We start from the raw sequence: 14,355 nt of genomic DNA on the forward strand, positions 1-14,355 counted from the left end.
GGAACGCCTAAGGGACTTACAATTTAAAAAATACTCAATTACTTCGTGTGGGGTGGGCATCTTGCCCGCCCATAGCCAAAGGCGGGCAAGATGCCCACCCCACAAGATTGAAGAATTTATTTATTGGAAGTCCCTAAAGTAGCACCGCTATTAGTTAAAACTAAGGTTTCTACTTCTATATAACGACTTGCTGCTTTTCCTGCTTCTGTAACAAATTCTGACACAGAAGTTAAATATGGTTGATTATCAGCAGTTAAACAACCTACTGTAATCCAAGCTATATTTCCACCAAAAAATTTATGATCGCCAGCAGGTCTAGGTGAAGCACCTCTCACAACTTCTGATAACTGTTCTATATTCACCCGACACCAACCATTTGGTAACTCTGGTAAATCAGAGGTATCTGGTGCAACAGGTTCCTTATATTTCAGTTTCCAACTATCATCCTTGGGAGTTTTACCTTGTAGAGACGTAGCAGTGCTACGTCTTTACGTGTATTCGATTAGAGCGCAATCTGCTGTATGGGAAAGCAAAATATCGAAAATATGCGCCTAACACACCCTTGTATATTGAAAGAAGTGCCTAGCCTCCCTTGCTCTCTTGGCTGACAGCGCCGCTCATGCTTACTATTCGGTATAGCGACGCGGCGTATAAACCCAGATATTACGATCGCGGCGCTTGATGGTTCGGGTTTTTGTGGAACCGACGAGAATAATTGTCCGCATATCAGCACTTGCTGGTGTTAATTGGTCAAGTGCGATCGCTCTTACCGTCTGTCCTAGTCTACCAAGATTACGGGCCAACACTACTGGGGTATCCGGTGTTCTATGTCGCAGCAAAATATTTCTCGCTTCTGCCAGTTGCCAGGTACGCTCTTTAGAAACAGGATTGTAGAAAGCAATTACGAAATCAGCCTCAGCAGCAGCAGCAATTCGTTGTGCGATCGCAGACCAAGGTTTTAAAATGTCAGAGAGCGAAATCGCACAGAAATCATGTCCAAGAGGCGCACCAATGGCTGCTGCTGCTGCTTGCATAGCGGAGATACCTGGGGCTACATGAATGTCGATAGTGTCCCATTCGGGTTTGGCATAGCGATCGCACACTTCAAAAACTGCTGTTGCCATTGCATAGATACCAGGATCGCCGGATGAAACTACAGCTACATATCGCCCAGATGCTGCCAAATCAAGTGCAAAAATTGCCCGTGCTTCTTCTTCGCGGTTGTCAGACTCATGCCGTTGCTTGCCATCAGCCAGAGAACCGATTAAATCTAAATAAGTTTTATAACCCACTAGGTCAGTTGCCGACTTGAGTATCTCCTTCACTTCGGGAGACATCCATTGCGATCCACCAGGTCCTGTGCCAATAATCGCTAACCGTCCGCGTGGTTGACCGATGGTGTTGGGGTCAATTGGTTGAGAGGCAATAGCGATCGCTATATCGGGAGATGAGAAAGTAATGGGGGACGTGCCTGTGGCGGCGATCGCTATTGCTTGGGCAAGGCTATAACCTTGTGATAACAGACTTTCTAGCTGATTTGGGGTAAAAAATCGGGCAGGCACTCTTAAGGCGCTAGCTACGGCGTGAATTGCGGGATTGGCTGCGGCGGTGATGGATGCAAATATCCCGGCGACTGATGCTTTTTCTAATGAGGTATCAGCTAGTAGTTGCTGTACTAAAGCTACTGCATCATCAATGGTGTCAGTAATTGCGATCGCGATCGTTGCTGGGTGGTAGACAAGACAGTTGGCTGTAGGAGTTACCAAACGTTCTGTAACTTGGATGGTCAAATTTCCCTGTGGATCTATGGGTAGTTTGCGATCGCTTAACCAAGGTGCTGTGCCTTCTAACTTGACTTGCGCCCCGGCTAGCAAATCTGAGATAAATTTCTTAGCATCGTCTGGGTTTGCTAAATGGTATCCGGGGGGAGGAGACAACAGCGTTGTGCCTAAACGTAAATCGCCTGTGGTCGTAATTGCAGGTTTTACATCAAGCGCTTCAGCAATGCGGCGGGCCAAATCGTTTACCCCACCAAGTCCGCCCAAAAGGGGGACAACAGCACTACCATCTTCAGCCACAGCTAGCACTGGTGGTTCCTGTTGTTTATCTGAGAGTACGGGAGCTAGCGTCCTAATTAAAATGCCGGCAGCACAAATGCCAATTAGCGGCGTCCCTTGGGCAAATAACTCGCGCAACGTCTCGCCAAAGTTAGTAAAGCTGACATCAACTCCCGATGTGCGATCGGCTAGACCGTATAGTGTCGCCCCTGGTAGGATAGTGATTATTTTGCGTGCTACTGTCACGCTATTTTGACCTAATACTAGAATCGCGGGTGCAACGTTCATCATCATAAGTAGATATCTTGCAAAATTTGATATCCTTCAAATAAAAGCACAAATTTAGATATCCTCAAAAACCTATTTTGGGTTTATCCCATATTAGGTTTTAGAATTTAACTGAGTTCAACAATATGTCATAACTCTCATCGAGATCGAATAAACCATCGCCAGAAAAAGGGCAAGCTAAAGTGCCTAAATCAGTTTTCAGCGAAGAGTACAATCGGTTTCGCCAGCTACTTATCGAAGCCCGAAAAGCTGCCAAGCTCACTCAAGTAGAGTTGTCGGCAAAGTTAGAGCTTCCGCAATCCTATGTATCAAAGTATGAACGTGGAGAGCGTCGTCTTGACGTGATTGAATTTTTACAAGTTGCCCAAGTTCTTGAAATAGATCCGCTTGCTATTATCGAAGAACTGTTGAAATACCAAAAGGAGACATAATAATCATTATTCAATATGTTGATTTTAACGCAGCAGATACAATCATTAATACTCAATACCAGAACGAATGGCATGAGATTAGTACTACTCTCACTAGAATGCCTTTGCACATCAAAGCTTCAGATCAAGCTGGAATTCAGGGTAATGCAATATTCGAGCCAGTAGGTACAAACGAATACATTAAAGCTGCCTTTTTTCATGATGGTTGGCAATCAAATATACCTATTCCCCTAGCTTACAGATTTTTGGGTACAGAGGTTGATTTTGCCAAAGCTGGCATTATCATTGAAATTCAGTTTTCCAATTATCCCTTCCTACTCAATAACACTTTGCGTTCAGAATTGTTCTTCAAAGCTAAAACTGAATTTGTTGGATACCCAACTAATCTGGTAATTCGGGTGACAAAGGCTCTGATGTTTCCTGCTTCCAACAGCACTCTTTATTACGAGCAAGCTGTTAATCAGTTAACAGCTTTGACTAAATACCAAGTTTTTGATATACCAATCAGACTGGTTGGATTATTTGAACAACAGAATACAATAGTGCCTATCATCTGGACTGAGTATTCATCTAAAAGATATTCTAGAACTGTGAATATTAGAGTTAGTCGCCAATGCCAAATCATTACTGGACGTTCAGCCCGTAGTCGTTGTGTATTTAACTTATTGTAAAAATTAATCTATTAACTCCATAATTTTAATTCAATTTGTTCTATTTCTTCTACTTGTTTTACTATTTTATTTTGCAAAAAGGTCTTTTTTCCATTACCATTAAGCTTTGGATCTACTGGAATATCTTCACCTCTTAGATTAGCTGCAAAAGCAGATTCTTCATAAATTAATCTATCTTCCATTTCTTGCAAATGATACTCTTCTGGATAAAATTTTGCTTTGCTGCGTTCTGAAGCTTTATTTTCTACTTGCACATCAAACTTAAATTGATCAATAGATTGACCAGTTTTTTCAACATAATCGCGCAACGTTTTTAAATTTGGAAAATAACCATTTTTCTCTGGATTGCCACTAAGACGACGCAACGCGACTTGATGATATTTTGGTTCAATTTCTGATCCGATAAAATGGCGTTTATGATCTCTCGCAACCACTCCCACAGTACCAGAACCCATAAATGGATCTAAAACAATATCATTTTTGTTAGTTGTAGCTAAGATAATTCTAGCTACCAAGTCTTCTGGAAATTGGCAGGGATGTATAGTTTGTTCTTCATGGTTATGTTTAACATTCCGAAATATCCAAATATCACCGGGATTTTTACCTTCTGGATTACATGAAAGTTCACCTTTACGATTTCCCCGATAATGTTTCTTATTTTGATATTTTTGGGGAACTCTAATAGCATCTAGATTAAATTTATAGTTATCCGATTTAGTAAACCAAAGAATAGTTTCATGTCTACAAGAAAACTTTTTTTGGGCATGAAGACCATGTTGCCTAGCCCATATAATTCGGTTGCGAGGAATTAATCTGCATGACTCTAAAATCGGAAAAAAGCGAATATCCAGAGGAATCAGCATTCCTCGGTCAGAAAAAGCACCAACTTGCCAAAGTAGCGAACCTGTATTTTTGAGAATCCGGCTACATTCAAGCAAAACGGCTGTTTGTTCTGCCAAATAGATATCAAGAGCTTGCCTTAATTCGTATTCTTTGCCTAGATTATAGGGTGGAGAGGATACAATTTAGTCAACACATTCATCTGGCAGATTACTAAGGAGTTGTAAGCTATCCTCCAAGAGAATCTGGTCTAAGGGTAGATTCTCTCTATTAGTCTTCATTACGATACCTACCTTGCAAGTAATACTAAACTTTCGTGAGCATAACCTATTTTAGGTTATTAGCCAATTATTGAGGAAAATATCAATAGTAAGTAGACTACGATACCCTCCCTAGTTACTTTAATAATCTACCTTGCTGGTATAGACATACCTAAAGGCGATACCTACGGTGAGCTACGCTAACGCAACACAATTACACATATAATTTTTTCAAAACCGAGTTTTTAGTTTTTGCGCCACTCATTCTAATTCAATGGCTTTAGCTGGCATTTGCAATTACCAGTTCAACGTCTTCGGGTAGAGAACGTCCTTGTTCTTCATATTCTTCCTGAATCATTTCAAAAACATAGACAAGTTCAGCACGAGCGTCATCTGGCGTTTGTCCCCAAGCGTGACAGGCTAAAATCGCTGGTATATAGGCGACAAATGTACCATTGTTATCGGGACGGATAACAGTGGTGTAGTCTTGTAAAGACTTCATAGGGATAGCCACAAGTTTGAGTTACACCTTTAATTTACAGCGATCGCATTTCCTGAAATTAAAAAATGCGATCGCTTCTTATTTCAATTAGCTTTACGCTCTTTCAAAACTTGATCTAGCAAATTTCTAGCCGATTGTGCTTTAGCCAACGCTATTTGATGGTCATTATAAGCCCGAACAAGGCGAGAAAGACTGCTCACACCTGCCTTAAGTTGCTCAAGTTCTTCACCAGCAACCATTTCACCATCAAGCATCCGCCCGATTAACGGTTTGATGTCGCCCACTTCCTGACGGACTTTTTGGAGTTTTTCTAGACTACTCAATAAGGTTTTGAGTGAGTTCAAGATGTCGTCAATATCTTGGACATCCTCCCCAGCTTCCGGTAAATCTTCAATTGTCACTGTATCTTCATCTGATATTGTAGGCAATTCCTGTGCAGACATTTCAGTTGTAACCCCGTTTGACCGTGCCATCAAAGCTTCCTCAAGGAATTTTCCTTAGTGTATCGCTGATTCAGCCTATGTTAAGCAATTTCGCCATAGCCAACCGTTGCAGTTTCCCAGTAGCACCACGAGGTAGTTGATCTAAAATGTGAATTTGCTTAGGAACTTTGAAGTCTGCCAGCATGGTTGAACAGTAAGCTAAAAGTTCTTTTTCGCTGACTTCTCCTTTGAGGACAACAGCAGCGTGGATATCTTCTCCTAAAGATTTGTGGGGGACGGCAAAGGCTAAGGCTTCGGCGACGGCGGGATGGCGCAGCAAAACATCATCCACTTCTAAAGGAGAAATTTTTTCCCCACCCCGGTTAATCAATTCTTTAATGCGTCCAGTCAAGCGGAGGTAGCCGTCTGCATCTAGTGTGCCTTGATCCCCTGTGCGGAACCAACCGTTTACAAAAGCTGTGGCGTTAGCTTGGGGGTTGTTTTCGTAGCCATCGATGACATTGGGTGCTTTTACCACGACTTCGCCCAAGCTTCCTTGAGATAATAGGTTACCTTCAAAGTCCATGATGCCGACTTCCACACCAAAGCCATAACCGACAGTACCCGGTTTCCTGACTTTTGGCGGTAGGGGGTTAGTAGTCATTAAGTGAGATGCTTCAGTCATGCTGTAAGATTCCACCACGGGAGCATTCAGAGTTGCCTCTAGTTGTTCAATAATAATCGGAGCCAAGGGAGCGCTACTAGAACGAATGAAACGAAAGCGATTAGCTTTGACAATTTCTGTGTTGCGGCTAGCGCGGGCCAAAATTGTCTGGTGCATGGTTGGCGCTGCGGAGTACCAAGTAGGTTTGTAGGTATCTACCAGTTTCCAAAACTCCAAGGCATTAAAACCATTGGGACAAATTAATGTGCCGCCGGATGCTAGAGTTGCCAGCAGACAGCCCACCAATCCGTGAATGTGGAACAGGGGCATTAAGCAAAGTGTAGTATCATCTGCTGTGAGTGAGTAAGCACCAATGATGTTGTTAGCTGAGGCAATTAAGTTGCGATGACGAATCGGCACACGTTTGGGACGGCTGGTGGTGCCGCTAGTGTGGAGAATCATCGCCAAATCATCGGCGCTGGGGGCTGCCAGATTCGAGGATTCTGCTGGTTTTGAGCCTGTTTTGACTAATTTCAAGCTTAATGTGCCGTCAGTGTTTACCTTGGCATTAATCAGCATCATATCGGGCGTGACGGCGGCAATGGCTGCTTTTGGCGACTCAGACAACGTAATCAGTGCTTTTGCTTGGATATCTTCGTAATAAAAGGCAAATTCTTCTTGTTTGTATTTAGGATTTAAGGGTGCAGCAGTGCCACACAGGGCGACAGCCAAAAAGGTAATAGCCATTGGTGAACCGTTAGTCATGGCAATGGCAATGCGATCTGGCCGTTTCAATCCAAAGCTGTTGAGTTGCGATACCAATCCAACAATATTCTCGCGCAATTGCTTATAGGTTAGCGATCGCCCCTCAGGGGTAACTAGGGCTAGATGATTCTCTTCCCCCGCTAAAAGCTTAAATAAGTTCATTAGTTTTTCCAGTCTGTCAACGGATGATTCAATCAGTTTTAAGAATAAAGTACATGCCACGGCTAAACAACGTTTAGCCCGTCCTTGGCGACATGGTAATATTTATTACATTAAAACTGTTACTGACTATCATTGACAAATACGTAACTTAATAATAGTTTAAGTAGTGTGTACGGCACATAAATATTTGATGAATTTATCTACCCTAAATAAGCTCTTTTGTTATGAGTCCTATAAAGATTACTATGTTAGGCGAAAGCTTGGAGCGGCAAGGTGGGATAGTTTCCGTGCAAAAGCTCATCCTTGAAGAAGCTACTGAAGCGACTTCTGATATTAAATTTACACATATTACTACTTTACCGAATGGCTCTGCTCTCCAGAAAGTATTAGTGTTTTTGCAGGCAATAGGGGAGTTATTTTGGAACTTATTAAATAAAAAAGCCGACCTAATTCACGTTCATGTTTCAGAGAGAGGTAGCGCTTTTCGTCACTCCATCACTAGTCTTATTTGTTGGCTATTTCAAAAACCGCTAATTATTCATGCTCATAGTGCTGACTTTCATTTATTTTACTCTGAGCTTCCTCAATTGCTTAAGCAATGGCTGAGTTGGTCTTTTAGTAAGTGTACCCGTTTTATTGTTTTATCAGATAGCTGGAAAAAATTCTATATCGAAAATCTTGGTTTGAAGCCAGAGCAAGTTATTGTTCTTCCTAACGCGGTAAGAATTCCCGCCCAAATTCCCCAGCATGTAGATTCCAACCAGGTATTTTTCTTATTTTTAGGGCGCATTGGTCAGCGCAAAGGTGCATTTGATTTAATTAACGCATTCGCTTCTATACCTGCTGAACAAAAAAGTAAAGCAAAGTTGGTTATGGCAGGGGATGGAGATGTAGAAAAAGCTCGTAGTTTGATTCAAACTCTAAATCTTGCTGACTACATCACTATCCTAGACTGGGTAGACAAAGAAAAACGCGACGATCTTTTAGCTAAAGCTGATGTATTTGTTTTACCTTCTTACAACGAAGGTTTGCCAATGGCATTACTAGAAGCAATGAGTTGGGGTTTAGCTGTCATAACTACTAAAGTAGGAGGAATACCGGAAGTAGTTACTCAAAAGCAGAATGGTTTATTACTTAATCCGGGTGATATTCAGGAGTTGTCAGAGGCAATGCAATCTTTAATTGCAGAGAAAAATTTGAGACTATCTCTAGGAAATAATGCCCGCATAAGTGTTAAACACTTGGATATCAGCAATTATCTTGCATCTTTAAAATACATTTATGCATCAGTTGTAGGTTGAGAGCCATATTCTGAAAAAAGTTTGTCTAAATTAAACAAAAAGGAAATAACAATGAATACAAGTACTAATACGAAAACTTTCCCTGAAATAAAGTTGTTTGATACAAGATTCCATAAAGTTAAAGTACAAGAATTAATCGATTATTTAGTAGAAGCAGTCAAAAGTCCCAAAAAGACAATTGTCGAACATGTGAATATTAGAGCGATGAATTTTGCTTATGAAAAGTCTTGGTATCGAGATTTTTTAAATAATGCAGATTTAGTATTTTGCGACGGACTTGGTGTATTGTTAGCAGCTAACTTAAGCGGTTATTCGCTGGATTCTGCACATCGCATGACAGCACCAGATTATATAGAAGATTTAGCATTGAAATGTGAAAAAGAAAACATTTCTTTATTTTTATTAGCTGGAAAACCCGGCGTAGTGGATGAAGCAATTACAAAGTTAGGATCAATTGCACCAAACCTTCGCATAGGTGGGCATCATGGTTACTTTGAAAAATCAGGAAAAGAGAATGATTTAATAATAGAAAAAATTAATAATTTTCGACCCGATATTTTATATATTGGTTTTGGTATGCCATTACAAGAAAGGTGGATTTTAGATAACTTCAATAAAATTGAAGCTCGTGTATTTTTACCTTTAGGCGCGTGCTTAGATTTTTATACTAATTCTACATATCGTGGGCCGGAGTGGCTGACGAATAATGGCTTTGAGTGGTTAACACGCTTAGTTACTGAACCTACTCGTCTATGGGATCGTTATATTATAGGTAATCCATTGTTTTTTTATCGTCTATTTAAGCAAAAAATCGCTCAAAAATTGGTAGCAAATCGCTAAGAAAAACATAATTCATAATTCATACAGCAGATTACAGGATTATGAAGTACAGTACAGTCTGTAAACAAGTTTTTTAAGCTATCCAATTGTAAAATAAGCGATCGCTCTTTTGGAAAAAAAAACTTTTAGATTTACTGAATGTATCGCCTTACAATAGCATTGCATTCCTCTGTATTTAAAAGACTACAATCTTTAGGCGATAGAAGTCATTGCAACACTGCTAGTATGTCAAATATTGGCATTTTGTAGCTTCTAAGTTGTGGTTATACAAGAGAACAACTCTACTACATCAGCCCTCTGTTTTCTATATTCTTGTTTGTTTTGGCGAAGGTACTGAACTATTAACCCATTTGCACCACTTGTAGGACAACAGCAAGCCATAGAATTACTCACTCAGGCTGCCCTTCAAAATCGGGTTGCTCTAGCATATCTATTTGTGGGACCAGATGGTGTGGGAAGAAGTTTAGCAGCCAGATGTTTTGTAGAATTGCTATTTTCTAGTGAGATGGGAGTCACTGCGGCTTTACAAAACCGTTTGCGCCAAGGGAACCATCCGGCTTTGTTGTGGGTGCAACCGACGTACCAATACCAGGGACAACGATTAACAGCAGCAGAAGCGGCCGAGAAAGGACTTAAGCGTAAAGCACCACCTGTAATTCGGCTAGAGCAAATTCGAGAAATTACCGAGTTTCTCAGTCGTCCACCCTTGGAAGCGCCAAGGAATGTAGTGGTGCTGGAAGAAGCCCAAACAATGGCAGAAGCAGCAGCGAATGCTTTACTTAAAACTTTAGAAGAACCGGGACAGGCGACGTTAATTCTAATTGCACCTACCTTAGAGTCTGTTTTGCCAACTTTGGTGTCACGCTGTCAACGCATTCCTTTTTATCGCCTAGATGCACAGTCTTTGGCTGTTGTACTTACACAAAGTGGTCATCAAGAAATTTTGGCAAATCAGGCAGTATTGAGTATAGCAGCTGGCAGTGCCGGAAGTGCGATCGCATCTTACGAACAATTACAAGCTATTCCCTCTGACTTACTCGAAGACTTAAAAAAAGCTCCTGCTTCCTACCGCAAAGCCTTAGAGTTAGCCAAGAAAATTGATAAAGATTTAGATACAGAAGCCCAACTGTGGTTAGTTGATTATCTTCAGCAATTCTACTGGCAGCAGCGGCATCAACCCAGCATCATCAACCAGCTAGAACAATCTCGTAAATACTTACTTTCTTACGCTCAACCCCGGCTAGTTTGGGAATGTCTGCTTTTATATTTATGTCAAAAATAAAATTCCATTTACTAACTGTGGCACAAAAACCTCAAACTATTTATAGCGCTTTTTAATCATACAACGTACATCTTAGCCCCCTCATTGCAAGCGAAGAGGGGGTTGGGGGATGAGGGCAAATCCTTTTCATTATGGAAGAACTATAGGTTTCAAGATAGACGTGGTTTAAGAACTGTTATAACAATATTAAATGATATTACTTAAGTATCCGTAAATAGTTAGTACTTGTGTATTATTGATAGTAACCTATGTAAAGCCTCCCCTAGAAAATGCGGCGAGTTAAGAGACATTGCCTCAAGACACTGGAACTTGCTCAATTGTCAAAGCTTCATAGCAAACAAAAGTCTTGCGGAGGATGACTAATAAAGGCTGTCCAATTATTATTTTTGAACATTCTACCCCTAACTTATGATGAACTTACCGCAGACAATTCCAGTTCTTCTTTTAGGGACTAGCTTGGCTGTGATTTCACCTCAAGTTTGTCCTGCTTTCACTCTTCAAGAGGTAGCTAGTCTTGCCAAAGCATCAAGTGATTTACCACAAGTCAAATCAGCAGGATTATCCCCTGATATGGATGTACCTTGGTCGAAAGCCGTGAGAATCGTTGACCCTTTTGAAGGGGAGTTTCTTGGGGTTTTCGACCGCAACTCCTTAGGTGGCTATTTGTTGCGTGAGGGTTCAACGCAAGTTATTAGTTTGTGGACTCCTTCGAGCATTCGAGTTCTGGTAACTGTAAATTCTGGTGAAGCAAGGTCTCCTTTCTACACCGCAGGTCGTGTGTACCCCAGGCCTGACTCTCTTAGGTTTGTCACTACCAAAAAAGTCGATAAACTTTTGCTCAAGGTCAGAGAAAAAGTTTTTCAATTAGACGGTTCAACCGGCACTTTTGCTATCAGTCAAGAATTAGCCACTGCTTTGAAAAATGCTCCAGATGAGAACTTAGACATCAGACTAGTCTTGGAAGGTGGTCAAGCTGTTGATAGCGAAATTGGCAAAGGGACGGTGAAAGCTTGGCGAAACATTTATTAAGCTATATCTTTGGTGGTCACTGAGCTTTGTCGTACCACTTCGTGGAAGCAAGCTAGCAAGAGCGTCTCGTAGAGAGGTGCGGGCTACGCCTACGGATTTAAGTTAATAATTAATACAGTATAGTAAGTTAAACCGTACCTCTTAAGTTATAAAAAGGACATCAACTCTATGAAATTTGGTATTGATAAGCTGTCGGACAAATAAACTTGCATATCCTGGGCGGGCTTTTCGACCCACCCCACAAGAGTTCTGTTTAATTCGATTATGCAAATTAAATGTTTTTTAGCTTATGAGACACAATTGCCCTCCAGATACAGGGGCAACAGGCATAAAACAATTTTTGCTTGATATAGCATTATAGAAAAATATTAAGTAGGTGGGTATAAATGTAACAAAATGTAAAATCCTCAAAACCTTTGCGATTACTTTGTTTCACTGGCAATGACGTAAAAATATAGATTAGGAAACGAACCGCCAAGGACGCAAAGCAAAGAAGAAAGAGAGATATAATTTTCACGAATGATTTAGGACTGCTATATCTAATTGATTCGTCAACACCTATATCTCCGAATTTTCTAAAAATTTGGGGATATATAAAAACCTTTATATAGGAAAAAATTATGTGGTTACTAGATAATTTAGTCAAAAATTATTTGAATAAAAATTTAGCAACAATATTTACACAAGTTGGCATTGAAGGTAGAAAGATTAGCGATATTAATCGGCAAATTTTAAAAGAAGTTACCCTCGCACAATGGTTATTAGAATCTGACAGAGGAAAAAGTCAGCTTGCTGTCAATGCTAACAATTTTGCTGGATTAAAATGGCGAGTTACTGAGATGAAAGGGTTTGCCGAACCTTTTAAAATGAAAGTTCCTTCTGAGCCACAAGAAGTTGAGTTCTGTAAATTTACAGATATAGATGCTTTTATTATTGGTTATTGGAAGTTTTTAACTCGCACTCCCTATAAAGGCTTAGAAGATTATACCAACACGCCAGAAAACTTCCTTGGCTTTCTCAAGGCTAAAGGCTATTCATCTGATCCTAAATATGTGAGTAAAGTTGTGGACTTACTTCCAGAGGCGCAAAAGTTACTGGCTAACCCAGGTGGAGTTACTATTCCCGTTTCAGTGGAACAATTGCAGCTAATTCGTGCGCCAAAAGAAGTGGAAGTAGGGCAAAATTTTAGGGTTGAAGGCGTAGCACGTTTAGCTGACAGTGGCAAAGTTTTGTCAATTATAATTGACGATCAATTTCCAATCGCAAATGTAGTAATTAGTCAGGAGGGCAAATGGCAACTTGATTTCGTCTTTAAACAAGAAGGCGATCGCCGCATGATAATTGCCGTTGACAATCAAACTCTAGAGATCCGCATTAAAGTTGTTGTTCCTTTCGATAGCAAAGATGATGAAAATACTCAACAACCTACTGCATCTAGTTTACCAGGAGCGAAGTTAATTAAACTCGGTGGTAGTGTAGGAATTGGCGGAGTCAATAAAGCTGATGATGTTAAGGCTATTAAGGCGCGATTGTATGAGCTAGGCTACACATGGGTAGGCGATTTTAACAGTGCAGATAGAGACAGAGGACTATTTGACGCAATCAAACTATTTCAGTCAATTATTGCTGGTCGCAGTACTCTTAATGGTGATGGGCGAGTTGATGTTGGGGGAACAACTCATCGATGGTTGCAAGCAGCTAATGCACCACGGTGGCAGTTGATGCCAAAAAGCGATCGTGATAATGGTTTGGTTAATGGTGAACTAGAAGACATCCAAGATAAACACGATTTTGGAACACACTGGTTAGCTGATGTTATCAAAAAAATTGCCCAAGATTATCAAAACAGTTATCGTAAGACTCACCCCACAGCGGCTCCATTCGCAATTAACGATGTTAGCCTTCCTCATGGAGGCGATACTCCTGACCATCATGGACATGAAACTGGTATGATGTGCGATGTTTACTTACCCCAAAAAAATGGAAATTTCGGTGGCATCATTTGGTCGAGTTCTGAATACGATCAAGATGCTGCACGAGCTATTCTCAAGTCTATTGGTAAGCAAAAGTTATTACGGGCAGTCTTTTTCAACGATCAACAGCTAATTAAAGAAAGACTTTGTGTTCCTCTGAGTGGTCACGATAATCATATTCATTTTGAAATTAACCCACCAGTGAGGAGCTAGTTCTTGGTGACTAACGAACCCGTTGGGTAAGGACTTTAGTCTTTGATTTGAGCGCCCAAGCGCTCACTACAAGCCAAGTATTGTTGACTTGGCAAACTACTAAGCTAAAATACATCTAATTTGCATATCAAAATTTTATCAATATCTTATGGGGTGGAAGCCCTAGCTATCTAATTGGTGTTGTTTGCAGGTAAGCTGAAAAAAACACATAGCAGCAGATAGTCCTCAGTGATCGAAAAAAAACCTAGCCACCGCCCACAAAGATATTTCCCGGATGCCAAACGAATAATTGTGAAATGTGAGCGAAATTCATGTATACATTGCGACACCACATTAGTTAGCCTTCCATCTTGGCATATGCGGAAAACGATTCAAACGCTAAACGGAGCAGTGTTTGTGGCAGGCAAGGGTAAAGAATGTGCCAACGCTGAATGTGAATATTTTGGTAAACACTACTTAGCCTATGGTGTAATAAAATATAGTTTGCTATACAGAAAAAGTTACAACGTTTATGGGATAAATACGCTACTAACTTATTGCACTGCTACGATATTCCAGGCTTACCACCTGATAATCTCAAAATCGAGTCTTTATTCAGCCATTTGCGTCGCAATCAACGAGCAGATGACGTTGGTGTGCGACTAGAATTTTGGTG

General features: G+C 40.7%; 13 protein-coding genes. 7 read left to right on the forward strand and 6 right to left on the reverse strand.

Annotated elements, in window-relative coordinates:
• Positions 1-116: 116 nt before the first annotated feature.
• Positions 117-362 (reverse strand): hypothetical protein, encoded by a 246-nt coding sequence (locus tag V7K32_RS26790; RefSeq protein WP_334997667.1) that lies wholly within the window; start codon positions 360-362, stop codon positions 117-119.
• A gap of 264 nt (positions 363-626) precedes the next feature.
• Positions 627-2,348, reverse strand: coding sequence for a precorrin-3B C(17)-methyltransferase (gene cobJ, locus V7K32_RS26795; RefSeq protein ID WP_442938812.1), 1,722 nt, complete (start codon positions 2,346-2,348; stop codon positions 627-629).
• Positions 2,349-2,527: 179 nt separating this feature from the next.
• Between cobJ and V7K32_RS26800 the strand changes: the two genes are divergently transcribed.
• A complete protein-coding gene (locus V7K32_RS26800; RefSeq protein WP_334997671.1) occupies positions 2,528-2,776 on the forward strand; it encodes a helix-turn-helix domain-containing protein in 249 nt (82 codons plus the stop codon).
• A 44-nt stretch (positions 2,777-2,820) separates the two neighbouring features.
• The gene (locus tag V7K32_RS26805) at positions 2,821-3,447 is read left to right on the forward strand and encodes a restriction endonuclease (RefSeq protein WP_334997932.1); all 627 of its coding nucleotides are present in this window, start codon (positions 2,821-2,823) and stop codon (positions 3,445-3,447) included.
• An 11-nt stretch (positions 3,448-3,458) separates the two neighbouring features.
• Here the strand turns inward: V7K32_RS26805 and V7K32_RS26810 are convergent, their stop codons facing one another.
• From V7K32_RS26810 to V7K32_RS26825, 4 genes are all read right to left on the reverse strand, one after another.
• Positions 3,459-4,472, reverse strand: coding sequence for a DNA-methyltransferase (locus V7K32_RS26810; RefSeq protein ID WP_334997934.1), 1,014 nt, complete (start codon positions 4,470-4,472; stop codon positions 3,459-3,461).
• A gap of 355 nt (positions 4,473-4,827) precedes the next feature.
• The gene (locus tag V7K32_RS26815) at positions 4,828-5,049 is read right to left on the reverse strand and encodes a type II toxin-antitoxin system HicB family antitoxin (protein WP_334997673.1); all 222 of its coding nucleotides are present in this window, start codon (positions 5,047-5,049) and stop codon (positions 4,828-4,830) included.
• Between the two features lie 83 nt (positions 5,050-5,132).
• On the reverse strand, positions 5,133-5,522 hold the full coding sequence (locus V7K32_RS26820; RefSeq protein ID WP_334997675.1) for a hypothetical protein: 390 nt from the start codon (positions 5,520-5,522) through the stop codon (positions 5,133-5,135).
• A 40-nt stretch (positions 5,523-5,562) separates the two neighbouring features.
• Positions 5,563-7,062, reverse strand: coding sequence for an acyl--CoA ligase (locus tag V7K32_RS26825; protein WP_334997677.1), 1,500 nt, complete (start codon positions 7,060-7,062; stop codon positions 5,563-5,565).
• Between the two features lie 224 nt (positions 7,063-7,286).
• Between V7K32_RS26825 and V7K32_RS26830 the strand changes: the two genes are divergently transcribed.
• The 5 genes from V7K32_RS26830 to V7K32_RS26850 all read left to right on the forward strand — a co-directional run bounded on the left by V7K32_RS26830 (position 7,287) and on the right by V7K32_RS26850 (position 13,700).
• On the forward strand, positions 7,287-8,363 hold the full coding sequence (locus tag V7K32_RS26830) for a glycosyltransferase family 4 protein (RefSeq protein WP_334997679.1): 1,077 nt from the start codon (positions 7,287-7,289) through the stop codon (positions 8,361-8,363).
• Between the two features lie 51 nt (positions 8,364-8,414).
• A complete protein-coding gene (locus V7K32_RS26835; protein ID WP_334997681.1) occupies positions 8,415-9,203 on the forward strand; it encodes a WecB/TagA/CpsF family glycosyltransferase in 789 nt (262 codons plus the stop codon).
• Between the two features lie 340 nt (positions 9,204-9,543).
• On the forward strand, positions 9,544-10,485 hold the full coding sequence (locus V7K32_RS26840; protein ID WP_334997936.1) for a DNA polymerase III subunit delta': 942 nt from the start codon (positions 9,544-9,546) through the stop codon (positions 10,483-10,485).
• A 408-nt stretch (positions 10,486-10,893) separates the two neighbouring features.
• Entirely contained in the window at positions 10,894-11,514 is a 621-nt protein-coding gene (locus V7K32_RS26845) for a hypothetical protein (protein ID WP_334997683.1), read from the forward strand.
• Between the two features lie 620 nt (positions 11,515-12,134).
• A complete protein-coding gene (locus V7K32_RS26850; protein ID WP_334997685.1) occupies positions 12,135-13,700 on the forward strand; it encodes a glucosaminidase domain-containing protein in 1,566 nt (521 codons plus the stop codon).
• Positions 13,701-14,355 lie beyond the last annotated feature (655 nt).

Source organism: Nostoc sp., from assembly GCF_036917635.1.
Classification (GTDB): domain Bacteria; phylum Cyanobacteriota; class Cyanobacteriia; order Cyanobacteriales; family Nostocaceae; genus Nostoc.

What these genes read in the sequence shown, in the direction of transcription:
- cobJ (WP_442938812.1), bottom strand. Translation starts at nt 2,348, where the DNA reads ATGATGAACGTTGCACCCGCGATTCTAGTATTAGGTCAAAATAGCGTG.
- V7K32_RS26815 (WP_334997673.1), bottom strand. Translation starts at nt 5,049, where the DNA reads ATGAAGTCTTTACAAGACTACACCACTGTTATCCGTCCCGATAACAAT.
- V7K32_RS26820 (WP_334997675.1), bottom strand. Translation starts at nt 5,522, where the DNA reads ATGGCACGGTCAAACGGGGTTACAACTGAAATGTCTGCACAGGAATTG.
- V7K32_RS26825 (WP_334997677.1), bottom strand. Translation starts at nt 7,062, where the DNA reads ATGAACTTATTTAAGCTTTTAGCGGGGGAAGAGAATCATCTAGCCCTA.
- V7K32_RS26830 (WP_334997679.1), top strand. Translation starts at nt 7,287, where the DNA reads ATGAGTCCTATAAAGATTACTATGTTAGGCGAAAGCTTGGAGCGGCAA.
- V7K32_RS26835 (WP_334997681.1), top strand. Translation starts at nt 8,415, where the DNA reads ATGAATACAAGTACTAATACGAAAACTTTCCCTGAAATAAAGTTGTTT.
- V7K32_RS26845 (WP_334997683.1), top strand. Translation starts at nt 10,894, where the DNA reads ATGATGAACTTACCGCAGACAATTCCAGTTCTTCTTTTAGGGACTAGC.
- V7K32_RS26850 (WP_334997685.1), top strand. Translation starts at nt 12,135, where the DNA reads ATGTGGTTACTAGATAATTTAGTCAAAAATTATTTGAATAAAAATTTA.